Raw genomic sequence first — 24,756 nt, forward strand, 5'->3', positions numbered from 1 at the left:
AATCAATCATTCCAACTGCAGCGTGGCATCGTTGGTAAACAATGCTGTAACAAGCGTGATATATTGGGGCAGGCGACCGTGCTTGCCCCATTTCATTTCTATGCCCAAAAGGTCTTGCGTGGTTTTGCTAAGGTCGAAGCCAACCGCTTCCAACGATACACGAACATCGTTGGGGTGGCGGCAAGGTTCGCCATTCAGACGTGTGCAAGGCTTGTTTCCACAAAGCAAACACATCGAGCCAAGAAAGCAAAGGCTGTCGGGCGACTTGCGTTCGTAGCTGCGCAGATATGCCGAAGCCTTCGTCAGTCCGTAGCGCATCGCTTCCTTACACACTCTGTCTACCGCTTCGGGAGTCGTTGTTTCGGCAAGCGTAGCCTCATCGAAAGTCATCTTTGAACCAAGAATATGAGCGTACTTAAACCTATCTACAAACGCCTTTACGTCAAATTCGCAAGGCGGACAAGTCCACGATTTGCCAAACTTAGAACATTGTTGGCATAATCCGAGAAACTTTTCCACATTACGATAGCCTGTCGCATAGTCGCTGACGGGTATCATTGTCGTAACGTGTGCAAGTTCAAAACCTTTGCCTTCAGCGGTTCCCACACTTGTTAAAGGGCGTACTTCCATAGTTCTTCTGTAATGATAATTATCTTCGCAATGCGTTCTGCACCTTTTTCAGCGATGCACACATTGCCTTTAATCTTGTTCGTAGTTGCTTACAAAAATACAATTCTTTACTGTAAACAGAGAAAAAACATTACGGTTTTTGCACCGTTCCAACTAAATAACATCGCAATACCTGCAATGCCGTGCCACAACAACAAGGAAATGAAGCCGTAATTCTGCTGCAATGGCAGTTTCCAACACCCCTTAGTCTCCCGCTTTTGCTACTCAAACATTGCTTTTTATTTGTTTTTACATTAAATAACAAATAACCTTTCCTAAAGTTGCGGTTATCTATTTCTTTTTCTGTAAATTTGCGGTACAAATTCAATGAGGATAATTCAAAGTTTCATTTCATTAAATACAAATAAAATATTATGTCATTTTTAACAAACGAGAAACTCGTTATCGTCGGTGCCGGCGGTATGATTGGTTCAAACATGGCGCAGAGTGTTCTGACGCTGGGTCTTACTCCTAACGTATGTCTTTACGACATCTTTGAACCGGGTCTGCACGGTGTAGCAGACGAAATAGCTCATTGCGGCTTCCCCGGCGCAAATGTTACTTGGACCACTGACCCTAAAGAAGCTTTCACAGGTGCTAAGTACATCATCTCTTCTGGTGGTGCACCTCGTAAGGAAGGTATGACACGCGAAGACTTATTGAAGGGAAACTGCCAGATTGCAGCAGAGTTTGGCGACCACATCAAGCAGTACTGCCCAGACGTTAAGCACGTTGTGGTAATCTTCAACCCAGCTGACGTTACTGCACTTACAGCACTTATCCACTCTGGTTTGAAACCAAACCAACTTACTTCGTTGGCTGCTCTCGACTCAACTCGTTTGCAACAGGCTTTAGCTTTGGAATTTGGCGTACAGCAAGACAAGGTTACTGGCGCACACACTTATGGCGGACACGGCGAGCAAATGGCAGTATTCGCTTCTAAAGTGAAGATTGACGGCAAGCCATTGTCAGAGATGAATCTCAGCGACGAGCGTTGGGCAGCAATCAAGCACGACACCATTCAAGGTGGCTCACGCATCATTAAGCTCCGCGGTCGCAGCTCTTTCCAAAGCCCAGCACACAATGCTGTCAAGATGATTGAGGCTGCAATGGGTGGCGAAAAGTTCACACTACCTGCTGGTTGCTATGTAAACGACGAGCGTCTTGGCTTCAAGAACGTAATGATGGCTATGCCAACAACTATCGACAGCACTGGTGTTCACTACGAATTGCCAACTGGTACCGATGAAGAAATGGCAGCATTGAAGGCTTCATACGAACATCTCTGCAAGATGCGCGAAGAGATTGTAGGCCTCGGCATTATTCCAGCAGTATCAGATTGGAAAAACGACAATGCAAATCTCTAATTGAAAGATAGCTTCCGCTAAGCGGTGGGAAGTATAAAAAACGGTGGGTATACCAAAGTAAGTTCCTAATATGTGGTTCAGACTTTGATATACCCATCTTATTTTTCAGTAATTAACCAACAAAAACTTAGATACCTTAATACATTATTTATTTTTTTTATTATCTTTGTATTCAGAAAGTAACACTGATAGTGAACTATTCTTTAGGTAACTATTTTAATATCTGTTGAATTTTATAACAACTTAAAATAATAATAAGATTATGGCATACTGTCCTAATTGCGGTTCTCCGCTCAATGAAAATTCAGAAATCTGTCCTCAATGCGGTGGTTCAAGCGAACAACCAGTTCAACAAAACGATATCGAAGAACCTCAGGAAGGCGGCATGTTCAATATTTCTAAGAAAGTATGGCGCATTATTATCCCAGCAGCAATACTTCTTGTGTTAGCTTTTACATGCCCTAACAAGGATAAACATGTCGAAGCAATCCACACAGAACTGATAGATTATGTTGAAGAAAAGAGTGGAAGCGGAGAAGCAAAGTTAGCTTCTTTGGGTGCAGATATTATTGATAAGGTAATCGTTTCAAAGTTAGACGTAAGCAATTACCTGCTTTTTAGCACAGGTTCTCTTAAAGAAAGAGGCAAAAGAAAGATGGTCTCGTTGGGCATTTTGGGTAATGTTTTCATATTTGGACTCGAAAAAGATACTCTTGAAAAAATGTATTAAGAAAGATAGGGCACCTGCTCTTTAGGAACTAACATTACCAAATTAGAATGAAATATAAGCTGTTTGCAGTATTATCTGCCACAGTTTTCCTATTTACTTCCTGTTATAGGCAGCATGAAAAGAAACTTCTTGCTGCCTATATTGATACGATGTCGTTACGCAATGGCGACCTTATCTTTCGGGAAGGACGCAGTGTCGAAAGTACGTTTGTTACGACGTTAGACAGCAGCAACTACTCCCATGTGGGTTTGCTCTGTAAATATGATGGTGCGTGGAAGGTTGTTCATGCTGTCCCTGGAGAGTCTGACAACAATGTAGATACTGTGAAATCCGAGCCTATCAGTGCGTTTCTTCAACCTGATAGGTGTGCTAACATAAAGATTGTTCGTGTATCTTGTGAATCCCATATTGCACAAAAGGCAGTTCAATATGCCTTAAAGAAGGTAGGAATCCCATTCGATGATGATTTCAATATGGCTGATACTACAAAATTTTACTGCACTGAACTTGTGTGGAAAGCCTATCTTCATGTTGGAATTGACATATCTGAAGGCAGAAGACACAACGTCAATGTGTTCAGCTTTCATAAACCTTGCCTCTTACCTTCAGATGTTATGATGGGAAATACAATAATAAACACCAAACTGGAATAGTTTGGTGTTATTTTTTTCTTATATTTCTTACGGCATTTTTAAACCTGCCTTACCCCTTTTTTTATCTCTATCAGCTTTACTTCCGTTCCGCCTGAGATAGTCGTATCCGTCTCACTTACATCTTTATTTCCAAACGTAAGGAAGGTTTTCATATAGGTTACGATGCCCTCTTTATTAAACTTATAGTCCTCAACCGATGTGGCAGTAAAGCGAGAATCGAAACCTTCGTCGATAAAATCTTCATCGTCGTTGGTGTTTTCTTCGAGAAGACCCTCTTCAGGATTAGTTCCAACCACATCTTCCTCGCCGTTCATAAGGTCGATATTGGCTTTCACCCACGTTGTTCCGTCGTCCATACGTGCCACAGCATACTTTGTTGTAACAGAATCGACCGTTTCCGACTTACCCTCCATCAGTGGCTGACCATAGTATTTAAACAAGGCGGGGATTTCTTCGAGCATCTCCGTAATATCGAACTCTGACTTTAAGACTTCCTTTGCTTCCTCTATTTCCTTAGCGGTTAACTTATGTTTCATCTCTCCTCTTATGATTTCAAGAAGCACAGGTTGCATTCTTTTGATAAAAAGCTCGTTCACCTCGTCTTTATTATCAACCTTCAAAAGACGCCCAGCCCTATCAAGGGTGAGTTGGATTGGAGTTTTCACAATGTCTTCCTTGAAGAATTTATCTACTTCCTCAATATTTGGAAGGTCCTTTATCACTTCGGTTTTATCCTCCATCTTCGCCTCTTTCAGCAAATAATCTACCTTCAAGTTCCCTTCCCTATCCTTTTCTTTTACGATTAAATAGAACTTTCGGCTACCAAGATTTGCACTCGGAAGTACATCTTTCATTGTTATACCACTCGTGGTTACAGCTTCATATACAAGCGTATCGCCTACTTGGAACTTAGGTAAAATAGTAAAAGTAGACTGACTCCACGTCGACAAGACTGCTACAAAGAGCAGTGAGAAAAGCAAAGTTATTTTCTTCATATTCATTACATCAATTTTTTATTGCTCCAAAGTTAATACTTTTCGGCTATTTCAGCAAGCCAAACGAAATATTTTTGTACTAATAAAGTAAAAATAATATACGGAAGAAACTGCATAAGTTTTTGTTCTAATCGTCATATAATTACACATTTAAAGAAAAAATGTGCAAATAAATTTGGTAGAATAGAACAATAGATATAACTTTGCGGTCAATTTTGCAAATATTTATATAACAACAGTTAAAGAATGAGACAAAAGTTATTACCCCTTGTGTTTGCTTTGCTTGCCTTTTCATCAAGCATTAAAGCAGGCGGATTACTTACAAATACAAATCAAAGCATTGCATTTTTGCGTAGCCTTGCACGTAATGGTGCCATCGGTATAGACGGTGTGTACTCGAATCCAGCAGGTGTGGCATTCTTGCCAAATGGTCTTCACATTTCGTTCAACGTGCAAAACGTTTATCAAACCCGTATCATCAACTCAGGATTGACCATTCCTGCACTGCAAGGCACACCTTACTATCAGCCTTTCAAACTGAACGGAGGCGACAAAAATGGTATCAAGGAATTTAAAGGAGAGGCTTCCGCACCCATTATTCCATCGTTCCAAATTGCCAAGAACTACGACAAGTGGGGCTTCCAAATGGGTTTCGGAATCGTAGGTGGTGGCGGTAAAGCTACTTTCAATGGAGGTTTGCCATCGTTCGAACGCCAAATAGCGATGCTCCCCGGTATGCTTGCAAGTCAAGGCTTTACCACAACAGAACCCGCTTACGGCGTAAACAGCTATATGCACGGACAGCAATACGACTTCGGTTTGCAGCTGGGTGCAACCTATAAGATTAACGAAAAGCTTGCTGTTTACGGTGGTGCGCGTTTCAACTATATATACAATAAGTACGAAGGCAACATTGTGAACATCTCTGCCAACATAGGTGGCAAGATGGTAAACCTGCACGACTTCTTCAGTACAAAGGCTAACGCAATGACACAATCTGCCAATCAGTACAAGCAGATGGCAGAACAGACTGCCGACCCTGCAGCAAAAGCAAAGTACGAAGCTGCTGCAAAGCAATACCAAGCAGGTGCAGAGAAGTTGAATGCAGCCAAGGAGCAGGTTGCCGACAAGTACTTAGACTGTACACAACGTGGCTGGGGTATTACTCCTATCATCGGTATCGACTATAAGACAGGCCGTTGGAACCTTGCTGCACGCTACGAATTTACAACCAAATTCAACATTGAGAACAACACAAAGCGCGATGACACCGGACAGTTTCAGAATGGTGTAAACACTCCTAACGACCTTCCGGGTCTGTTGTCATTAGGTGCACAGTACGAAGTATTAGACAATCTTCGCCTTTTGGCAGGCTATCACTACTACTTCGACAAGGACGCACGCATGGCAAACAACAAGCAACGCCTGCTCTCAAGCAACACCCGTGAGTATCTCGCAGGTGTGGAATGGGACATTAAACCGGGCATTACGGTAAGTATGGGTGGACAACGCACACAGTACGGACTCGGCGACGGCAGCTATCTGTCTGACCTTAGCTTCGTAACAAGCAGCTACAGCTTTGGCTTCGGTGCTAAAATCAAGGTGGCAAAGAATGCCCATCTGAATATCGCATACTTCTTTACAGACTACGAGAAGTTCAACAAGAAGTATGAAACAAGCACCAAAGCTGGTGGAACAGACATTAAAATGCAAAATACTGATGAATTTACACGCACCAACAAGGTGTTCGGTGTAGGACTTGATATAGACCTTTAATCAATCATACTTCTACTACTAATAATATAAACGGGGCTGTAGGATTTTTCCTACAACCCCGTTTTGCTTTCTGTAAAAATGGATTGGAAAAAGCGGGAAACAATTTCCGTTTTGTAAAGATAATTCTGTTAAAAACTGATAACTGCGCTTTGGCATTGCAAAAGCGGCTCTTTTGCGATGCAAAACCTACGTTTTTACCGTGCAAAACAGCCGCTTTTGGAACGCAAAACAATAGGTTTTGCAATACATTGAAAACGAAGCAGTTACACAACAACCACGCTTATGAAAAATATTTACACGTTTCCTAACGTTTTCTTGCTCCTATAATTCGGTTTACAATGGGTCTATATCGTAATAGACAGTGAGTGCGCCATAACGTTTTTCCTTCATCATAGCGTCCTTCATCGTGCGCAAATATTGCTTCGCCAGCTTATAGTCGATTCCGTTTTCAAGCTTTAGGATTATCTTTCTTATATGCAATGTCTTTACTCGGGCTACCGATGGTTTGTCGGGACCGAGCACACGGTCGCCAAAAATCTCACGAAGTCGGGAGCCAAGTTCAAGACTTGCCGAGTTCACCGTATCGTCGTTGCGATGTTTCAAGTATATATATATAAGGTGGAAGAAGGGCGGATAACGGAAGGCGGCACGCTCTTCGAGCAACGATGCGTAGAAAGCAGCATAGTCGTGCTTCACTACTTGGTGTATTACGGGTAGTTCGGGGCTCTTTGTCTGCAAAATAACCCGCCCTTGCTTGCCTTTTCTGCCAGCCCTTCCGCTCACTTGCGCCATCATCGTGAAGGCGTGCTCGTAAGCCCTAAAGTCGGGATAGTTCAGCATATTGTCAGCATCGAGTATGCCTACAACCGACACACGGTCGAAGTCCAAACCCTTTGAAACCATCTGTGTGCCTATGAGAAGGTTTGTTTTGCCTGCCGAAAAATCGGTTATCAGACGTTCATAGGCGTTCTTCGTGCGTGTCGTGTCTAAGTCCATACGTGCCACGCGCGCATCGGGAAACAGGTTCATTATCTCGTCTTCTATCTTTTCGGTTCCGTAGCCACGCCCTTTTATGTCTTTGCTCTCGCAACTTGGACACTGTTCGGGCACCCGTTCGGTGTAGCCGCAATAGTGGCAGGTAAGCAAGTTCATATTCTTATGGTGTGTCAGCGACACGTCGCAGTTGGGACATCGTGGCACCCACCCACAGACATGGCACTCTACCATAGGGGCAAACCCACGCCTGTTCTGAAACAAGATGGCTTGTTCGCCACGCTGCAACGCTTCGCGGACGGCGGCAAGCAGGTGCGGAGAGAACAGCCCCGACATCATTTTGCGATGCCGAAGGTCTTTCACGTCCACCACTTCAATGGCAGGCAGCTGAATATCCTTGTACCGTTGCGACAAGGTAACGAGTCCATACTTGCCCAACTGTGCGTTTCGGTAGCTTTCGGCAGACGGTGTGGCAGTGCCCAACAGCGTTTTTGCCCCATACATCTGCGCAAGAACAATGGCTGCCGAGCGTGCGTGGTAGCGTGGCGCAGGGTCTTGTTGCTTGAAACTTGTCTCGTGTTCTTCATCGATAATCACCAATCCAAGCCGTTGGAAAGGCAGGAACACGGCACTTCGTGCACCCAATACGACATCGTAGGGCGTGCTGGAAAGTTGCTTTTTCCATATTTCCACACGCTCGTCGTCGTTGTATCGGCTATGATAAATGCCGAGCTTGTTGCCAAACACACGACGCAGGCGGTCGGTCATCTGCACCGTCAGCGCAATTTCGGGCAACAAATACAACACCTGCTTGTGCTCTTGCAGGGCTTTCAGAATAAGATGTATGTAGATTTCGGTCTTACCAGACGAGGTAACACCGTGAAGGAGGGTTACATTGTACGACATCATTTGCAACAGCAACTTGTCGTAGGCGGTGCTTTGGGCTTCGTTCAGAGGGTGTATAGCGTTAGGCTGCACCTCGCCATAGCTGTTGTTCAACCGTCCCACTTCCTTACGATAGGTTTGCAAGATGCCCTTTTCAATGAGTCCACGCAATACCGCTGCCGTGCAATGGCTCTCGTTCATAAGTTCTTCTTGCGACACGGTTTTCAGCTTACAGTCCGAGTTGTCAGTACTCTGCGTTACATCGATGGTTGCCAACTCGGGGGCATCGGCAATGCCACTTAGCTGCAAATAGGTTGTCAGCACGTTCTGTTGCTTTGCCGCACGAGAAAGACTGCCGAGCGCAATGTGCAGTTCGCGCTCGCCACGGAACTGTTTTCCCAAGCAAACATATACTTCGGTGCGGGGCTTGTAAGCATCTTCAGCCTTCAGTCCGGAGGGTAATGCCGCCTTGTAGACATCGCCGAGGGGCGACATGTAGTAGTCGGCTATCCAGTGCCAGAGTCGCAATTGCTGCGGAAACAATACGGGCGTATCATCGAGAACGGAGAGAATGGATTTGTACTCCACCACTCCATCGGTGTCGCCCTTGTAAGGTTGGTCGGTAGGAGCGGCATTGCAAATGCCGATATACGTCTTTATCTTGCCAAACGGAACAAGCAAACGCACGCCCGGCACGACCTTTTCGAGCAGCGTATCGGGCACGCCATAAGTGAAAGTTCCCTCAAGTGGAAGCGGCAAAATTACTTCAACGTATTTCACTACGACTTCAATTCAGGATATTGGATACGTGTATGGTAAATTGATTTCAAACGTTCGATAAGCACTTGCTTCGCTATGTTTACATCGCGGAATGTGATTGGGCAGTCGGTAAAGTAGCCTTCAGCCATCTGCGAGTCGATAAGTTTGTTCACCAAGTTGCTTATGCTTTCCTCCGTATACTCTGGAAGCGAGCGCGAAGCTGCCTCAACGGTGTCGCACATCATCAGTATGGCTTGCTCACGTGTCCACGGATTGGGGCCTGGATAACGGAATGGTGCTTCGTCTACTTCCTCGTCGAGGTGCGCATTCTTATAGTTGATATAGAAATACTTCACCAATCCCATTCCGTGGTGGGTGGTAATGAAGGCTTTGATAATGTTGGGCAGGTTGTGTTTCTCTGCCAATCGGAGTCCTTCCGTAACGTGTCCGATAATGATTTGTGCACTTTCCAAGTCGGAAATCTTATCGTGTGGGTTCACGCCAACTTGGTTTTCGGTAAAGAAAACAGGATTAGCCATCTTGCCAATATCGTGGTAAAGCGCACCTGTACGGACGAGTTGTCCCTTTGCGTGTATCTTGCTGGCAATCTCGACGCCAAGGTTTCCCACCGTGATGGAATGTTGGAAAGTACCCGGAGCCACTTCGCTCAGTCGGCGCAGCAACTCGTTGTTGGTGTTGGAAAGCTCGAACATCGTTACCGTAGATATGAAACCGAAGAGCTTTTCAATAATCAACATAAACAGATAAGTAAAGAGAAGTGAGAAGCCATTGATGCCTATGTGGTAGTACATAGTACCGTCGAGCTTCGAGAAGTCGTCCGTCTGTATGAGCTGGAGTGCCAAATAGACGGCTGCCGAGCCCAACGTAACGAGCAAAGCTGTAAGGAATATCTGACTGCGCTTCGACAATTCGCGTAGCGAGAATATGGCAATAAGACCTGCAACCAACTGAACAACGATGAATTCGTATTGATAACGCACGGCAACGGCAGAAAGCAAAATCATGATAACATAGGCATTGAACGCCGTTCGAGAGTCCATAAACACACGAACGAAGACAGCTGCCATTGCGAAAGGTACGATATAAACACTCAAAATGTTGTACTTCATCATCAAAGAGGTTATTGTGGGGAAGATGATGAACAAGGCATACAGGAACGAAATAGAGCGTGGCTTCTCAAAATAGTCCTTGCGGAAGAGAGCCATGTAAAGCGTAAACAACAAGATAAGTATGAAAACGTAAAGCGATTGCCCAAGGAAAGTAGACGTAACTTGGTCTTTCGTTTCGTTACGCTTCTCGTTTGCCTGTTCAAACGAATAAAGAACACGATAGGTTTTCGCATCTACAATATCGCCACGGTCGATAATCCGCTGTCCTTCAAGCACCATACCGGAAGCCTGCGGAATAAGACTGAGCATATCGTTCATTTCGCTTTCGTTGCGTTCCTTGTCGTAAATAAGGTTAGGTTCTATATATTCGTTCAGATTACACTGCTGCAACACGGAACGTTTGGCACTCAACAGCTGTGTGGCGAAAAGGTTTTCGTAAGCCCCAAGTGTTGTGAAGAGTTGTCCGACAGGCTTGCTTATCGCTTGTTTGCCCACTACAACGTGCACAACATTGCTGCTGTCTTTCATCAAAGAGGTGAAATTGGCAGAATTGACAATACCTGTTTCATAGAGTTCGTGCAGTCTTTGTGCCACAATATCAACATACTCAAGTGGCAAACCTGGTATGCCGTCCTTGTAATCTTTGCGGAATTGCGCTATTTTCGCCTTTCCGATATTTTCGTTTAGATTGAAATAAGGAACAAAACTCTTCATTAACGAGTCGCGTTCGCTCTTCAAAGTCTCTTCACTTTTAAAGATTGGGAAGTCGAACTTGGCAATAAGCTGCTCATACAGCCACGGTTTTCCTTCATCGTAGTGGTACATTTTGCCCTGTGTACGTGGCAACACGGCAATAATAATCGCTGTGGTAATCAGCACCAATATAATTCTTGCAGCATAACTACGCCACACAAGGTTGTCAGGATTGGTAAATTTTATCATCTCTATTCTTCGTTTTGTGGATACATTGCAATGCTTATGCGAGGCATTTCGTCCTCTATCGTAATTTCATTCTTATTGAATTGAAAAAGCATAGCAGTGCTATAAAATCTTCCACATTTATCACTTGGGAAACAAGACCTATCCTTGCTCCATTCTTCTATCAATATGCGAAAATACAAAAAAAAAGCCTTATAGTCGAAAAAAATCAGTAATTTTGCACAAAATTTTGATTTAAGCAATGGCAGAAAGAAAAGTAAGAGTACGCTTTGCACCCAGTCCTACTGGGCCGTTGCATATTGGTGGCGTACGTACAGCATTGTATAACTACCTCTTTGCACATCAGCATGGAGGCGAAATGGTATTCAGAATCGAGGATACAGACTCAAATCGTTTTGTTCCCGGTGCTGAAGAATACATCATAGAGGCATTCAATTGGCTGGGAATAAAGTTCGACGAGGGTGTAACCTTCGGCGGCAAGCATGGCCCATACCGTCAAAGTGAACGCCGCGACATCTATAAGACGTATGTAAACCAGCTTTTAGACGAAGGCAAAGCATACATTGCATTCGACACACCTGAAGAATTGGAAGCTAAACGCAACGAGATTGCAAACTTCCAGTACGATGCCCGCACCCGTATGCAGATGCGCAACTCGCTCACACTTGCAAAAGAAGAAGTTGAAAAGCTGATAGAAGACGGCGAACAGTATGTTGTTCGTTTCAAGATAGAACCAGGAACAGATGTTCACGTAGACGATATGATTCGTGGAGATGTGTGCATCAAGACCGACATACTCGACGACAAGGTACTTTATAAGAGTGCCGACGAGTTGCCAACCTACCATCTTGCCAACATCGTGGACGACCATTTAATGGAGATAAGCCACGTTATCCGTGGCGAAGAGTGGTTGCCAAGCGCACCCTTGCACGTTCTGTTGTATCGTGCTTTCGGCTGGGAAGACACCATGCCACGCTTTGCTCACCTTCCGTTATTGCTGAAACCAGAAGGCAAAGGCAAACTCAGCAAGCGCGATGGCGACCGTTTGGGCTTCCCCGTATTCCCATTGGAGTGGCAAGACCCTAAGACCGAAGAGGTTAGTTCTGGCTACAGAGAAAGCGGATACTTCCCCGAGGCTGTTGTAAACTTCCTCGCTCTCTTGGGCTGGAACCCAGGAACAGAGCAGGAACTCTTCACACTCGACGAACTCGTGCAGGCTTTCGACATCACGAAATGTTCAAAGAGCGGTGCCAAATTCGACTATCAGAAAGGCATTTGGTTCAACCACGAGTACATATTGCACAAGAACGACGAGGAAATAGCACACCTTTTTGCACCTATCGTGGCAAATAACGGAGTGGACGCAACGATGCAACAGGTTACACAGGTGGTTCACATGATGAAAGACCGTGTAAACTTCGTACACGAACTTTGGGACCTTTGCTCGTTCTTCTTCATTCCTCCAACCGAATACGATGCCAAGACAGCAAAGAAACGCTGGAAGGAATACTCTGCAAAACAGATGGGTGAGCTTTCTCAAGTGTTAGCCGACATCGACGACTTCAGCGTAGAAGGACAAGAACCCATCGTCATGAAGTGGGTAGAAGAGAAAGGCTACAACCTCGGCGATATAATGAACGCCTTCCGTCTTGCCCTTGTTGGCATCGGCAAAGGCCCTGGAATGTTCGACATTTCTGCTTTCCTTGGCAAAGAAGAAACCTTGCATCGTTTGCACAAAGCCATCGAAGTGTTAGGATAAAACGCACCATGCACTAATTCGCAAATAAGGAAAGCCATGTTATACAATATAATAATGTATGCGTATCAGGCTGGCATTGCCCTCTACAGCCACTTCAACGAAAAGGTGAAGAAGATGTGGACGGGCGAGCGTGCTGCCTTTGGCGTGCTCCAAAAGCAGGTAGACCCGAACGCAAAATACATTTGGTTTCACGCTGCTTCCTTAGGCGAATTCGAACAGGGACGCCCGCTTATCGAGAAGATAAAGAAGGAACACCCCGACTACAAGATACTCCTAACATTCTTTTCGCCCTCCGGATATGAGGTGAGAAAGAACTACGAACAGGCGGACATCGTAACTTATCTGCCCATCGACACGGTGGCGAACGCACGAAAGTTCCTGCGCACGGTGCGACCTGTTATGGCTTTCTTCATTAAATACGAGTTTTGGTATAACTATTTGCACATATTGCGCCACCGCAACATACCCGTTTACAGCGTCTCGAGCATTTTCCGCCCCGACCAAATCTTCTTCAGACCTTACGGAAAGAAGTATGCTGCCGTGCTGAAATGCTTCTCCCACTTCTTCGTACAAAACGATTTAAGCAAAGAACTCTTGGCTAAAATCGGCATAAACAGCGTTACGGTGGTGGGCGATACACGCTTCGACCGTGTATTGCAGATTAAAGAAGCCAGCAAGCACCTACCCTTGGTAGAGAAGTTTATAGGTTACGGAGAAACAAAGTCTGACGAAGGCAACACCGAAAAGCACCGTCCAGTGTTCGTGGCAGGGTCTTCGTGGTTGCCCGACGAAGAGATTTTCATTAAATACTTCAACGAACACAACGACTGGAAGCTCATTATTGCGCCCCACGTTATCGCTGAAAGCCATTTGCAACAGATATTGCAGCTGCTGAAAGGAAAGAAAACAGTGCTCTATACAGAGGCAACCGAAACGGACATTGCCGATGCCGACGTGCTCATTATCAACTGCTTCGGGCTGCTATCGTCTATTTACCATTACGGCGATGTAGCCTACGTGGGCGGAGGTTTCGGCGTTGGCATTCACAACGTGTTGGAAGCGGCAGTCTGGGGTATGCCCGTCGTCTTCGGTCCAAACAACAAACGCTTTGCCGAAGCACAAGGCTTGCTTGCTTCAGGAGGCGGTTTCGAGGTGAGCGACTACGAAACTTTTGCACAGACTATGGAGAAATTCAGTTCCGACAAAGTGCATCTGCAACAAAGCAAAGAAGCTGCCAACAACTATGTAAAGAAGCTATCGGGCGCAACCGATAAAGTTTTTTCAAGCATTAAGTTATGAAATATCAAATAACGTGCGACAACTGCGGCACACAGTTCATTGTAGAGGCTGGCGAAGGACAGGTTATTGAATGCCAATGCCCTCATTGCAACGGCATCATAGAGGTTACACTGCCCATCGTTTCAGGCACTGTTCCAACCGACGAACAGCCGTTTGAACAACCCAACGACAACATTCAGGAAACCATAGAGGGCATCTCGCTGAAAGCCGACAACCGAATCATACTCATAGGAATTATTATTGGCTTGCTCGTCATTGCACTCGGAATAGGTGCTTACTTCCTTTGGCTGCGTCCGAACCCTACCGCACCCGACCCAACGCCTACAACGGTAGACACCATTCCATACGAAATGGAACAAGAACCGACAATGGAAATGCCCATCGACACGGTGGCTACACCAAGTTTCGATATAGAGGAAGAAGTGCGCGACACAGTGGTTCCCCATCGTCGCGAGCAAAAACGGAACAACGACACAACGTTTGTAGACCGATAAACAACGACTTTAAAAAAGTACACAACAAGCAAACTAAATAGCAAGATACGGCTGCGTAGCTTGCAAAGAAAGGATAAAAAAGAAATGGGAAAAATAATTTTGACAGGCGACCGCCCCACAGGTAAGCTGCATCTGGGGCATTATGTCGGTTCGTTGCGCCGCCGTGTGGAACTCCAGAACGCTGGCGACTTCGACAAGATGTTTGTATTTATGGCAGACGTACAGGCACTTACCGATAACGCAGAAAACCCAGAAAAAATTCGTCAGAACATCATAGAAGTAGCATTAGACTACCTTTCGGCTGGTCTTGACCCTACGAAGTGCACGCTTTTCATACAAAGTCAGATACCCGAAATATCGGAACTTACAACCTTCTTTATGAATCTTGTAAGTGTTAGCCGCGTGCAGCGCAACCCAACAGTGAAGACCGAAATCAAGATGCGCAACTTCGAGGCAAACATTCCGATGGGTTTCTTCAGCTATCCAGTATCGCAAGCAGCCGACATTGCAGCCTTCAAGGCTACCACCGTGCCTGCTGGCGAAGACCAAGAACCGATGTTGGAGGTGGCACGCGAAATTGTTCGCCGTTTCAATCAGATATATGCGCCAGTGCTGGTAGAGCCTACTATTATGCTCCCCGAAAAGGCAACGGCGCGCCGCTTGCCTGGAACCGATGGCAAGGAAAAGATGAGCAAGAGTCTTGGCAACTGCATTTACCTTTCCGACGATGCCGACACGGTATGGGCAAAGGTGAAAGGTATGTACACCGACCCTACGCACTTGAATGTTTCCGACCCCGGACACGTAGAGGGAAACGCCGTGTTTACCTATCTCGATGCATTCTCTACCGACGACGATTTTGCCGAATTTTGGCCAGAATTCAAGACACTCGACGAGCTGAAAGCTGCCTACACAGCAGGCGGAATTGGCGATATGAAGTGCAAAAAACTGCTCAACAGCGTGTTGAACAAGATGTTAGCCCCTATTCGCAAACGTCGTCAGGAATTTGAACAAGACATTCCCGAAATCTACAACATCTTGAAAAAAGGTTCTGAGGCAGCACGCGAGACGGCAGCACAGACCCTCTCGGAGGTGAAAGCAGCAATGCAGATAAACTATTTCGACGATACGGAACTTATCCGTAGCCAAGCCGAAAAGTTCAAGCAAAAGGCAAATCAGTAAAACCGCTGCAGAGGATTAATTTCCTCTTTATAATGCAAGGCAAAGACCGAAAATTTGCTTTGGTTTTGTAAAGATAATTCTGAAGAAAAATAATAATTTCGATTTGACATTGCGAAAGCGGCTCTTTTGGACGGCAAAAGAGCCGCTTTTACCGTGTAAAACCTACGCTTTTGCAACGCAAAACAATAGGTTTTATAACGCATTGATAATTAATAAGTTAAGCAAGAGTTGTTCTTTGGAAAAATATTTACAGTTCTGTAGCCTTTTCCCCACACATAAAACAATGCAGAAAAGGCAAAGTAACACATAAGAAACTCAGACCTTTCAGAGCATCTAAACAATAGAGTTATCTCTCCACACAGCTTTGTTTGTTCCCCAAAAACACAGGTCTGACCTTTACTAAAAACAGCTCCCAAACTTTATATAGGAAGTTTGAGAGCTGTTTTTATTATTTCATAACTGCTTCTGCGTTACTCGCAGGCTTTCAACACGCTTACGATGCGTTTCAATCCTTCTTGCAATGTAGCCCGTGGGCAAGCAAGGTTAATTCTGATATAGCCTTCGCCATCGTTCTTACTGTATATAACACCGCTGTTTACTTGCACTTTACCTTCACGAAGCAGCTTTTCGGTCAGTGCGTTGGCTGTTAAACCACTCTTCCGAATGTCTACCCAAGCCAAGTAAGTGCCCTCCAATTTCAGTACTTCATAGTTTGGTACTTCCTTTGCGAAGGTATCTTTGAGCAGCGCATAGTTGTCCGCAATGTAAGGCATAAGCTCGTCTATCCAGTCCTCGCTCTCGTTGTAAGCCGCCTCAAGAGCCAACGGACCAAACGGATTTACATCGCATACCTCGAAGATATTGATAGCACGGTCAATGCGTCGGTACCATTCTTTATCGGCACAGATGATGTTGGCAATCTGCAAACCCGCGATGTTGAAGTTCTTGGTAGGCGAATTGAAGACGACACTATTGCGTTGGCAGTCGGCGTTCACGGTGGCAAACGGTGTGAAAACATAGCCAGGCATTATCAGCTCGCAATGAATTTCGTCGCTTATCACTTTCACATCGTGGCGCATACAAATCTCGTTCATACGTGCCAACTCGTCCTTTGACCACACACGACCTGCGGGATTGTGGGGGTTGCAAAGCAGAAACAGCGTGGTTTTCTTGTCAGCACACTTCGCTTCGAAGTCGTCCCAATCTACCACATACGTGTTGCCTTCACGTTTCAGCGGACTTTCCAAAACCCGCAAGCCCTGATTACGAATGCAAGAATAGAAACAATTGTAGACTGGTGTCTGTATAAGTACCTTCTCGCCAGGCATTGCCAAGGCGTGTATGGTTGCACTGATGGCTGGTATTACGCCTGTAGTGTAGATTATCCAGTCGCGTTCTATCGCCCAATTGTGGCGACGCTTGAACCAGTTTGTTATAGCATCGTAATAGCTGTCGCCCACAATGGCATAGCCAAAGACACCGTGCTTGGCGCGTTCTTCCACTGCCCGACGAATGGCAGGAGCAGCCAAAAAGTCCATATCTGCCACCCAAAGCGGAATAATTCCGTCTTCCTTTTCCTCGTCCCACTTCACAGAGTTCGTGCCACGGCGGTTTACAAACTCGTCGAAATTATATTTTCCCATAAGTCCTCCTACATTATTCTACTTCTCTTCGATTATGCAATCCTTGCCTTTCGCATATTCGTCGTAAGTTATTTTGCCTACCTTTTCAGCTACAATCTTGCCCGAAATAGGGTTCTTTATTTCGCTGATGGTTCCTTTTATCTGTGCATTTATGTTGCGACTGTCTTCGAATGCACGGTCGCAAGCAGCATCGAAAGTGCAATCTTCCAATGTTATGCCATCGAGATAGCACAACGGTTGCTCGCCGCTGATATGGCAACGCACAAGTTTTACATTCTTACTGTGCCATGCAAGGTATTCTCCGTCGAGGTCAGAGTCGTACACCGTAACGTTCTCGCACTCCCAGAAAGAATCCTTTGTTACAATCTTTGCATTGTGTACTTCCACATTCTTGCAATATTGGAATACGTATTTGGCGTCCGAAACAAGTCCGTCTACATACACATTGTTGCAGAACATAAAAGGATAAGTGCCTTCGTGCAACTCCACATTCTTTATTTTCAGACCATCAACCTTCCAAAATGTCTCATCGGCATCGTTTATCTTAACGTTCTCCAACTCAAGGTTCTTCATTTCACGGAAGAATTTTGGGCCATCAATGACGCTGTCTTTCATCACCATATCGTTGGCATACCAAATCGCAGAGCGCGAACCAGGGGCAAAATAGCAGTTGGTTATAAGGCTCTTGTCTACGTGCCACCAAGGGTATTTGCCATAAAAGCGAGAGTTATGGCACTCTAAATTCTCGCAACACTTGATGCCTGACTCGCCATCTACTATCTCAATATTCTCCATGCGTAAGTTCTTTACGCCAAACAGAGGGCGTTCGCCCCCATATTTCTTATCTTTTACTATTTCCATATCTTGATTTTTTCCTTTTTGAAACTATTAGTTTGTTTTATGTATGCAAATATACAAAGAAATAAAATATTATCCATTGGAAAACATCGAAATAATTTCAGCACAATAATAAATCATGTTAATAAACAGTGAAAAAACAATAGGGGTTTTTAAGTTTACGCTGTTTTAAAAGTGAAAAACAAAGGAAAAATATTTTATAACATAAAAAAGAATGGAAATAAAAGTATTTGCAGTATCTTTGTACTGCCGTTTAGGAGTGGTTAAGACATAGCTGTCGAACTCCTTCAAGTACAATGAGTGAGAACAGAAAAGAACAATTTAAGCTGCGATTCAAGAAATATTACCCGATGCTATGCAAGATAGCAAACGGTTATATTGCTGACAGAGACGACTGCGAAGACATCGTTCAGGCTCTTTTCATAAGCGTGTGGGATAAACAGAAAGACTGTTTGCCCGAAGAGGAAATGCTCGCTTACATGAAAGTAGCTATACGCAACAATTGCTTAACGTTCTTGAACGCCAACAAAACATACGAAAAAATATCGCATAACGATAGCACACTGACACTCGTTGCAGAAGATTCGGAAAGCGTTGCCACTACCGACTACAAGCAATTGCTGGAGAAAGTGTTGCAGGAAATGCCACCAAAATGCAGAGAAGTATTCACAATGAGCAAGCTACAAAAGATGAAATACAAAGAAATTGCTGCACATTTGAACATCTCTGAAAAGACAGTAGAGAACCATATAGGCAAAGCTATTAAAATAATCAGAGCTTACATTGCCGCTAATCCTGTTGTTACAACAGTAATACTATTTATATCTATCGCAACAAACTTATGAAAAACTTAATTGAAATAGACGAAATACTGGGTAAATACTTTGCAGGAGAACCACTTGCAGAGCGAGAAAAGATGGCTTTGATGGCATACCAAAATGCCAACAGAGCAGAATTTGACATACTACAAAACACAATGGTGCAGGTAGAAACAGCACCGACAAACGAATTCGACGCAGAAGCAGCGTGGAAAAAGATAGAAAACCAATTGTCTGAAAGCACTACACAGCGTGCAAGAACGCTGCCTTTACGACAGGTATTCAGCATCGCAGCATCGCTCTTACTGCTCATTGGTATAGGCATATTTGCCTATCAACAATTCGTAAACGCAGCAACAGCACAGTTTGCGAACAACTCTACAATCGAAAATACAGTTACTTTGCCCGACGGTTCGAGTGTAACGCTTGCCCCAAGAGCATCATTGACATTTAAAGAACAAGACGAGAAACGCCTTGCAGCACTTGAAGGACAAGCCTTCTTCGATGTTAAGCACGGTGAAAACACTTTCGCTGTTGAGGCAGGCAACTTAAAAGTAGAGGTATTGGGTACATCTTTTACCGTAAATGCTGAACGGGAAGGAGCTGAAAGCGTAGCCGTAGCAACAGGACGCGTGCGCGTTACCGCTGACTCGCAAGCTGTTACGCTTACCAAAGGTGAAACTGCTGTACACAAGAATGGCAAGTTAATCGCAAAAAAGCAAAACAACACAAAGGACAATATAAAGGAATTTGTATTCAACAACACTCCTTTGGAAACAGCAATAAAGGAGATAGAGAAAGGAATGGACGTGCGAATAGAAATGGGCAAGGGACTTGTAGGCAACAGAATCACAACCAAGCTTAGCACCAAGAGTCCCGAAGAAGCAGTAGCCGAGCTTGCAATGCTTTGCAACTGCCAATATGAAATCGTGTCATCTATCCATTTCCGCATGCACAAATAACAACTAATATGAGATAAATGCCAAGATTGCTTTTATCAATCGTGTTCCTACTTGCCACGATGGTGGCACATGGACAAAATACAGTGGCAGGAGAAGTCATCAGAATAGATGCTTCTTCTGCCACTGTGCATATGTGGTTTCAACACATTGAACGACAAGCAAAGGTTACACTCTCATACAATGCCGCATTAATTGATTTACAGCAGAAAGTTAATATCAAAACTTCGGGAAAGATAAAGGTATCGCAACTGCTCGACATTGTGCTGGCAGAATACGACTACAACCTTGTACCGTTAGCCAATCGCAAGCTGCTTATCCAGATAAAAGGAAAGAAAAGCCCTCCAGAACTCAAGCACGAAACGCCCATCGAGGACTTTATACTCTCCATCGACACGCAACCTGCAACGGTGGAACAATGGTTCAACCTTATCAAACAACAGGGACGAATAGCCCTCTCCTATCCTTCAAAGCAAATCGACCTTACAAGGACGGTGAAGTTTCAACGTTATGGAAAGATAACGGTGAAGCAACTCATCGCTACTTTGCTGAAAGATTACGAGTATAAGCTCATCGCTGGCGCAGACAGACATTTGAAAATCGACATTCAGAAGGCGAAAAACGTTTTCCTTACAGGCGTCGTAGAGGAAGAAGGAACAGGCGAAAAGCTACTCGGTGCCACTGTCAAGATAGTCGATGAACAGGGCGTAAAAGCCATAACAGCGACCGACAAGAATGGCGTTTTCTGCCTTATGCTCAACAAAGGAATAAACCAATTGGTTGTTTCCTATATGGGTTATTCGTCTTACGAGCAAACGCTCGATATGCAAGACAACACAAGGAAAACCATCACACTGAAGGCTATACCGTATCAGATAAAAACTGTGCAGATACAACGGCGCAAGAGCAAGGAGGAAATGAGCGATGTTGCACCCTCTAATATGCTATCGTTCAGCAATTCCGACCTATTCTCGCAGATACAAATACTGCCAAGTGTATCGCTCGCAAGTGCCAACACGGGCTACAATGTTGCAGGAGGCGGAACCGATGAGAACCTTACATTACTCGAAGGATTTCCGCTTTACAGCCCTAACCACCTCAATACCTTGCTCCCAATCTTCAATGGCGATGCCATCAAGTCGGTGTCGTTCTACAATGGCTATATACCCACGCAATACGAAGGACGCCTCTCGTCAGTAATGGACGTGAAGCTCCGCAACGGCAACAAGAACAAGTTTGAACACACAGCATCGTTCGACGTAACAGCAGCATCGGCAGTTTCAGAAGGTCCAATCGTCAAGAACAAACTGTCGTACTTGGTGGGGGCAAGGCGAAGCTGGCTCGATTTGTTCGACAAGTATTTCAATTCAAACAAGTATTCTACGCACATCTTCAACGATTTCAATGCGAAACTATCGTGGGATTTGGACTCGGTTACGATGCTGAAACTGTCTGTCTACAACTCCAACGACCAATATAAAGAACCCAACAATGAATACAAGAATGCGGTTTTGAAGTGGAATACGCAACTGTACACCCTGCAATTCAACACCATTATCAATCGCCGACTCACCAATTCTTCAGCAATAGCATACAGTTACAACAGCAGCAGTGCCGATGCAAAAGCGTTCATACTCCGTGCAGACAAGTCTGTTACCAGCGGTTCGAAGCATTTCTATGCCAACACGGAGTTTACCTACCAGTTGAGTCAGAACTATAAGATGGACTGGGGAGTAAAAACCAACTTGGAACAATACCAACTTGCAGGCTTCGGAAAAGGCTTATATAACGTCAAAGAACCCATAAAACAGCTGTCGGCATTCTTTGATAACCGCGTATCCTTTACGAAGTGGCTGTATGCACAAGTAGGTTTGCACTATGTGCTGTACGCTCCCAAACACTACCGCAACTATCAAAGCCTGCAACCACGCCTTACAGTGAAGGCAATAGCAGGCAATAAAAACCTGTTCTACCTTACGTTCCTGCGTATGGAACAATACTTCCACCACGTACTTGTTTCCAATATTTCGGCTCCGTTCGACTTCATTATGCCAAGCATAAAGGGCTTCAGGCCTTTGACGGCAACACATTACGAAGTAGGTTGGAAATACTATTTGCCCGCAGGAATCATCGAACTGTCGGCTTACTACAAGCGTCGCAACAATCTGCTGGCACTCCGTCCAAACTCGTTTATAGAGGACAGCCAGTGGGATAAATATATGATGGTGGGCAACGGAGAAAGCTATGGCATAAACATTTATATGTACAACCGTTGGCATCGCTTCAACTGGCAGCTTTCATACGGTTTCTCCAAAAGCCGAGAATGGTATGCCGAACTGCCCAAACTAGGCAAGATACCATCGCTGTTCGACCTTCCTCACGAGGTGAATGCCTTCGTTTCATACGATTTTTGCAAGCATTCCACCTTCACGGTCGGCGGTACAGTCTATTCAGGCAAGTTCCCTTACGATTCGTTTTACGGCGACGAAAACAACAAACTCGAAACTTTCCGCACGCAAAGAGAGCCTACACGCCACCGAATAGATGCCAGCTATGCATTCAGAAAGGAGTTTAAGAATTCTAAACTCTTCCTCCGCTTCGGACTTTACAACCTCATCGGTAATCCATCGAAAAAGGAACTGTCGTTCAACTTCTCTTATAAACTGAACGGTGGCTGCATTCCTTTTGGTGCGATAACCTATAAATTCTAAGTCCTTAGCGTTCCTTTTTCTCTTGTTATAACCATCGCTCAATCAAGAAAATACGCAATCGCACGAATTATTTACACGTAAATAAATATTTCTTTACGTGTAGAGAAATATTTACTTACACGTAGAAAAGAAATTACTTACACGTAAATAATTCAGCAAACTTACTTCCAAACGGTTGCAAACCATTGTCAGGTGCAAGGAAAAGGGTTGGAAAAACACTCTCAAACCTATATGCGTACGGGGGTTGAAAGCACGGAGGAAAGGGAATCTTAAATATATTGGAAACGAAAAGCGGGTGTGCCAGAAATTCTATTCGGCACACCCGCTTATTTCGTTATACAATAAAACAGTGCTTAGAAGAAGTAAGCAACAGCTATTTGCCAAGAGTTAGTGCGGCTCTTTGCTTTTTCTGTAAGGTCTGTCATTACGTCACGAGCCTTCACATCAGCAGTCTTACCCATAGCAATGTTGTAGTTTGCACTGATTTGCAAATGGTCCATAAGGGTTACACCAAGACCTGCATTCACACTGAAGTTGCTGTCTTTGAAAGAATAGCTGCTGCCCTTTGTCCATTCAAAATCTTTATCGCCAATGTTGATGCTCCACTGTGGACCAGCAAAGAGGAAAGCACTGGCTGTTGAACCTAAACCAATAGAGTAGCGAGCGTTCACAGGGATAGACAATTGCTCTTGCTTCACTGATTTTTCCTGATTTGCACGGTCGGTAACCTTTGCCTCACGGAAGTCGTAGAGAGCCGAAGCATCGATGCCCAAACCGATAACTGGGAGCGTAAACTTGATGGTTGGACCTATGAAACCGCCCATACAGTTTGACTTATCGAGCAGTTTACTGTCAAGATTCATGTCGGTAACGTTCAAGCCACCTTTAACACCGAACTTAACGCCTTGCGCGTTTGCTGAGGTTGAAACAAACAATCCTAAAGTAAGGAGTGTTAATAATACTACTTTCTTCATAACTTAAAAGATTAAAAAAATGCCTGAGCAACTCCAAAATAGAAGCTGCAAAGGCATACAACAATTAATTATTTATAGTCTCTCGTTTTCATTATCTTTTAATGTCGTTGGCGACGCACGCTGACGCGAGCCGCATTGTTAGACGTTCCGCTCGAAGAACTTGAACGGCGAGACGGACGGGCAGTGGTGGTTTCAGCACTGCGACGTGTGCGCCGATTGGTTTTCTTCACAGCCTTTGCATCTTCCTTCGAGGCAGCAATACTGTTTACACTATCACGTTTCTGAGCATCGCCAAAGATGTTCTTTTCGAACGCAAGTAGTTCATTTTCTATCTTTCGTTGCTCCTTTATCATAGCAGAATCAGTAGTGCAATACTGCGAAAGCGTTCTGCCGAGCATATTGTTGGTCTTGTAAATCTTACCTTGGTAACGGTTCATCGTGAAGTAGTCTTCCACGCTCATGGTAGCAGCATTGTTCAGATTGCTCGTCATAATGGTCTGCTTTGAGAGGAATGGTGCCAAGTCGTCGTACTTCACCCAGAACAAAGGATACTTTACTTCGCCATCGCCAAAGTCATCGGCACGGTACATGATAGGGCAAAGCGCAATGACTTTGCGGTGGAATGTCGATGTTCCTTGGTCGTAATAGGCACTTTCCTTCAAGTAGTAGCCTTTCACCTCAGCCGATGGAATGTCGCTATTGTCAAGTCGAATGCCACGGTCGGTACGTTCGTAGTAAACATGATAGTTATCCAAGAACTGCAAAGGCTTTATGCGTGCCGAGTCGGTAAAGACTTCGTTGCCGTCCATACGATACTCATATGCGCTGATACCACCATTGCGAGGACCCATCATCATGAGTTTGAAGATGTAGCAGAACAGGTTCATCTGCGAGCCAACAGGCTCTGTTGGATAATACAAGCCCGCATTGGCATCTTCTACGAGATTGAGTTCACGATAGATGTCGCGACGCCAAACCACATCTTCCTCCATCGGAGCAGAGGTGGGGAATGATATTTGCGCACGCGTTGTTATGGTGTTCGCATTCGAGCGAGTGCCTTTTTGTTGCTCTGCTCTACGGCGAGCAGGCTGAGCAAAGGTGCTTATTGCAACTGCGGCAACACATACTATCAAGAATATTCGTTTCATTTTCTGTATCTTAAA

Annotated in this window: 19 protein-coding genes; 11 read left to right on the forward strand and 8 right to left on the reverse strand. The window is 44.7% G+C overall.

Annotated features, from left to right (window positions below):
- Positions 1 to 6: 6 nt before the first annotated feature.
- The gene (locus BWX39_RS00110) at positions 7 to 630 is read right to left on the reverse strand and encodes a DUF2284 domain-containing protein (protein WP_028905358.1); all 624 of its coding nucleotides are present in this window, start codon (positions 628 to 630) and stop codon (positions 7 to 9) included.
- A gap of 413 nt (positions 631 to 1,043) precedes the next feature.
- Here BWX39_RS00110 and BWX39_RS00120 point away from each other — a divergent pair, with 413 nt between their 5' ends.
- The 3 genes from BWX39_RS00120 (at position 1,044) to BWX39_RS00130 (ending at position 3,419) form a co-directional block, all read left to right on the forward strand.
- The gene (locus BWX39_RS00120) at positions 1,044 to 2,036 is read left to right on the forward strand and encodes a malate dehydrogenase (protein WP_014709500.1); all 993 of its coding nucleotides are present in this window, start codon (positions 1,044 to 1,046) and stop codon (positions 2,034 to 2,036) included.
- 262 nt (positions 2,037 to 2,298) lie between these two features.
- Complete coding sequence (locus BWX39_RS00125) at positions 2,299 to 2,766, forward strand: zinc-ribbon domain-containing protein (RefSeq protein WP_028905356.1); 468 nt, start codon at positions 2,299 to 2,301, stop codon at positions 2,764 to 2,766.
- Positions 2,767 to 2,915: 149 nt separating this feature from the next.
- Positions 2,916 to 3,419 (forward strand): YiiX/YebB-like N1pC/P60 family cysteine hydrolase, encoded by a 504-nt coding sequence (locus BWX39_RS00130; RefSeq protein WP_244271480.1) that lies wholly within the window; start codon positions 2,916 to 2,918, stop codon positions 3,417 to 3,419.
- Between the two features lie 38 nt (positions 3,420 to 3,457).
- Here the strand turns inward: BWX39_RS00130 and BWX39_RS00135 are convergent, their stop codons facing one another.
- Complete coding sequence (locus tag BWX39_RS00135; RefSeq protein WP_028905354.1) at positions 3,458 to 4,414, reverse strand: hypothetical protein; 957 nt, start codon at positions 4,412 to 4,414, stop codon at positions 3,458 to 3,460.
- 246 nt (positions 4,415 to 4,660) lie between these two features.
- Here BWX39_RS00135 and BWX39_RS00140 point away from each other — a divergent pair, with 246 nt between their 5' ends.
- The gene (locus tag BWX39_RS00140; RefSeq protein WP_028905353.1) at positions 4,661 to 6,190 is read left to right on the forward strand and encodes a membrane protein; all 1,530 of its coding nucleotides are present in this window, start codon (positions 4,661 to 4,663) and stop codon (positions 6,188 to 6,190) included.
- Between the two features lie 333 nt (positions 6,191 to 6,523).
- On the opposite strand, the gene priA is transcribed toward BWX39_RS00140, so the two are convergent.
- Positions 6,524 to 8,848, reverse strand: coding sequence for a replication restart helicase PriA (gene priA / locus BWX39_RS00150; protein WP_028905352.1), 2,325 nt, complete (start codon positions 8,846 to 8,848; stop codon positions 6,524 to 6,526).
- Positions 8,848 to 10,899 (reverse strand): HD family phosphohydrolase, encoded by a 2,052-nt coding sequence (locus BWX39_RS00155; RefSeq protein WP_028905351.1) that lies wholly within the window; start codon positions 10,897 to 10,899, stop codon positions 8,848 to 8,850. The genes priA and BWX39_RS00155 overlap by 1 nt, the downstream gene beginning before the upstream one ends.
- Before the next feature lie 238 nt (positions 10,900 to 11,137).
- On the opposite strand from BWX39_RS00155, the gene gltX reads away from it, so the two are divergent.
- The 4 genes from gltX to trpS all read left to right on the forward strand — a co-directional run bounded on the left by gltX (position 11,138) and on the right by trpS (position 15,630).
- Positions 11,138 to 12,655, forward strand: a complete 1,518-nt coding sequence (gltX, locus tag BWX39_RS00165; RefSeq protein ID WP_028905349.1) for a glutamate--tRNA ligase — start codon at positions 11,138 to 11,140, stop codon at positions 12,653 to 12,655.
- A 36-nt stretch (positions 12,656 to 12,691) separates the two neighbouring features.
- Entirely contained in the window at positions 12,692 to 13,954 is a 1,263-nt protein-coding gene (locus BWX39_RS00170; protein ID WP_028905348.1) for a 3-deoxy-D-manno-octulosonic acid transferase, read from the forward strand.
- Positions 13,951 to 14,448, forward strand: a complete 498-nt coding sequence (locus BWX39_RS00175) for a DnaJ-like cysteine-rich domain-containing protein (protein ID WP_028905347.1) — start codon at positions 13,951 to 13,953, stop codon at positions 14,446 to 14,448. Before BWX39_RS00170 ends, BWX39_RS00175 begins: the two co-directional genes overlap by 4 nt.
- 84 nt (positions 14,449 to 14,532) lie before the next feature.
- On the forward strand, positions 14,533 to 15,630 hold the full coding sequence (gene trpS / locus BWX39_RS00180) for a tryptophan--tRNA ligase (RefSeq protein WP_028905346.1): 1,098 nt from the start codon (positions 14,533 to 14,535) through the stop codon (positions 15,628 to 15,630).
- A gap of 470 nt (positions 15,631 to 16,100) precedes the next feature.
- On the opposite strand, the gene BWX39_RS00190 is transcribed toward trpS, so the two are convergent.
- Positions 16,101 to 17,273 carry a MalY/PatB family protein gene (locus BWX39_RS00190; protein WP_028905345.1) on the reverse strand — a complete coding sequence of 391 codons (1,173 nt, stop codon included), beginning with the start codon at positions 17,271 to 17,273 and terminating at the stop codon, positions 16,101 to 16,103.
- 18 nt (positions 17,274 to 17,291) lie between these two features.
- Positions 17,292 to 18,134, reverse strand: a complete 843-nt coding sequence (locus BWX39_RS00195) for a DUF3737 family protein (RefSeq protein ID WP_028905344.1) — start codon at positions 18,132 to 18,134, stop codon at positions 17,292 to 17,294.
- 293 nt (positions 18,135 to 18,427) lie between these two features.
- On the opposite strand from BWX39_RS00195, the gene BWX39_RS00200 reads away from it, so the two are divergent.
- Genes BWX39_RS00200 through BWX39_RS00210 form a run of 3 tightly spaced genes read left to right on the forward strand, consistent with a single transcriptional unit; the run spans position 18,428 to position 22,619 of the window.
- Positions 18,428 to 18,976, forward strand: coding sequence for an RNA polymerase sigma-70 factor (locus tag BWX39_RS00200; RefSeq protein ID WP_028905343.1), 549 nt, complete (start codon positions 18,428 to 18,430; stop codon positions 18,974 to 18,976).
- Complete coding sequence (locus tag BWX39_RS00205; RefSeq protein ID WP_028905342.1) at positions 18,973 to 19,911, forward strand: FecR family protein; 939 nt, start codon at positions 18,973 to 18,975, stop codon at positions 19,909 to 19,911. Before BWX39_RS00200 ends, BWX39_RS00205 begins: the two co-directional genes overlap by 4 nt.
- Before the next feature lie 17 nt (positions 19,912 to 19,928).
- Positions 19,929 to 22,619, forward strand: a complete 2,691-nt coding sequence (locus tag BWX39_RS00210) for a TonB-dependent receptor (RefSeq protein WP_028905341.1) — start codon at positions 19,929 to 19,931, stop codon at positions 22,617 to 22,619.
- Positions 22,620 to 22,972: 353 nt separating this feature from the next.
- Here BWX39_RS00210 and BWX39_RS00215 read toward each other — a convergent pair whose 3' ends face one another.
- Both BWX39_RS00215 and porN read right to left on the reverse strand, forming a co-directional pair.
- Positions 22,973 to 23,593 (reverse strand): porin family protein, encoded by a 621-nt coding sequence (locus BWX39_RS00215; protein WP_028905340.1) that lies wholly within the window; start codon positions 23,591 to 23,593, stop codon positions 22,973 to 22,975.
- A gap of 98 nt (positions 23,594 to 23,691) precedes the next feature.
- Positions 23,692 to 24,741 carry a type IX secretion system ring subunit PorN/GldN gene (porN, locus tag BWX39_RS00220; RefSeq protein ID WP_028905339.1) on the reverse strand — a complete coding sequence of 350 codons (1,050 nt, stop codon included), beginning with the start codon at positions 24,739 to 24,741 and terminating at the stop codon, positions 23,692 to 23,694.
- Positions 24,742 to 24,756 lie beyond the last annotated feature (15 nt).

Origin of the sequence: Prevotella intermedia ATCC 25611 = DSM 20706 (genome assembly GCF_001953955.1) — a bacterium.
In the GTDB taxonomy this organism is placed as follows: Bacteria; Bacteroidota; Bacteroidia; order Bacteroidales; family Bacteroidaceae; genus Prevotella; species Prevotella intermedia.

What these genes read in the sequence shown, in the direction of transcription:
- BWX39_RS00110 (WP_028905358.1), bottom strand. Translation starts at nt 630, where the DNA reads ATGGAAGTACGCCCTTTAACAAGTGTGGGAACCGCTGAAGGCAAAGGT.
- BWX39_RS00120 (WP_014709500.1), top strand. Translation starts at nt 1,044, where the DNA reads ATGTCATTTTTAACAAACGAGAAACTCGTTATCGTCGGTGCCGGCGGT.
- BWX39_RS00125 (WP_028905356.1), top strand. Translation starts at nt 2,299, where the DNA reads ATGGCATACTGTCCTAATTGCGGTTCTCCGCTCAATGAAAATTCAGAA.
- BWX39_RS00130 (WP_244271480.1), top strand. Translation starts at nt 2,916, where the DNA reads ATGTCGTTACGCAATGGCGACCTTATCTTTCGGGAAGGACGCAGTGTC.
- BWX39_RS00135 (WP_028905354.1), bottom strand. Translation starts at nt 4,414, where the DNA reads ATGAAGAAAATAACTTTGCTTTTCTCACTGCTCTTTGTAGCAGTCTTG.
- BWX39_RS00140 (WP_028905353.1), top strand. Translation starts at nt 4,661, where the DNA reads ATGAGACAAAAGTTATTACCCCTTGTGTTTGCTTTGCTTGCCTTTTCA.
- BWX39_RS00155 (WP_028905351.1), bottom strand. Translation starts at nt 10,899, where the DNA reads ATGATAAAATTTACCAATCCTGACAACCTTGTGTGGCGTAGTTATGCT.
- gltX (WP_028905349.1), top strand. Translation starts at nt 11,138, where the DNA reads ATGGCAGAAAGAAAAGTAAGAGTACGCTTTGCACCCAGTCCTACTGGG.
- BWX39_RS00170 (WP_028905348.1), top strand. Translation starts at nt 12,692, where the DNA reads ATGTTATACAATATAATAATGTATGCGTATCAGGCTGGCATTGCCCTC.
- BWX39_RS00175 (WP_028905347.1), top strand. Translation starts at nt 13,951, where the DNA reads ATGAAATATCAAATAACGTGCGACAACTGCGGCACACAGTTCATTGTA.
- trpS (WP_028905346.1), top strand. Translation starts at nt 14,533, where the DNA reads ATGGGAAAAATAATTTTGACAGGCGACCGCCCCACAGGTAAGCTGCAT.
- BWX39_RS00190 (WP_028905345.1), bottom strand. Translation starts at nt 17,273, where the DNA reads ATGGGAAAATATAATTTCGACGAGTTTGTAAACCGCCGTGGCACGAAC.
- BWX39_RS00195 (WP_028905344.1), bottom strand. Translation starts at nt 18,134, where the DNA reads ATGGAAATAGTAAAAGATAAGAAATATGGGGGCGAACGCCCTCTGTTT.
- BWX39_RS00200 (WP_028905343.1), top strand. Translation starts at nt 18,428, where the DNA reads ATGAGTGAGAACAGAAAAGAACAATTTAAGCTGCGATTCAAGAAATAT.
- BWX39_RS00205 (WP_028905342.1), top strand. Translation starts at nt 18,973, where the DNA reads ATGAAAAACTTAATTGAAATAGACGAAATACTGGGTAAATACTTTGCA.
- BWX39_RS00210 (WP_028905341.1), top strand. Translation starts at nt 19,929, where the DNA reads ATGCCAAGATTGCTTTTATCAATCGTGTTCCTACTTGCCACGATGGTG.
- BWX39_RS00215 (WP_028905340.1), bottom strand. Translation starts at nt 23,593, where the DNA reads ATGAAGAAAGTAGTATTATTAACACTCCTTACTTTAGGATTGTTTGTT.
- porN (WP_028905339.1), bottom strand. Translation starts at nt 24,741, where the DNA reads ATGAAACGAATATTCTTGATAGTATGTGTTGCCGCAGTTGCAATAAGC.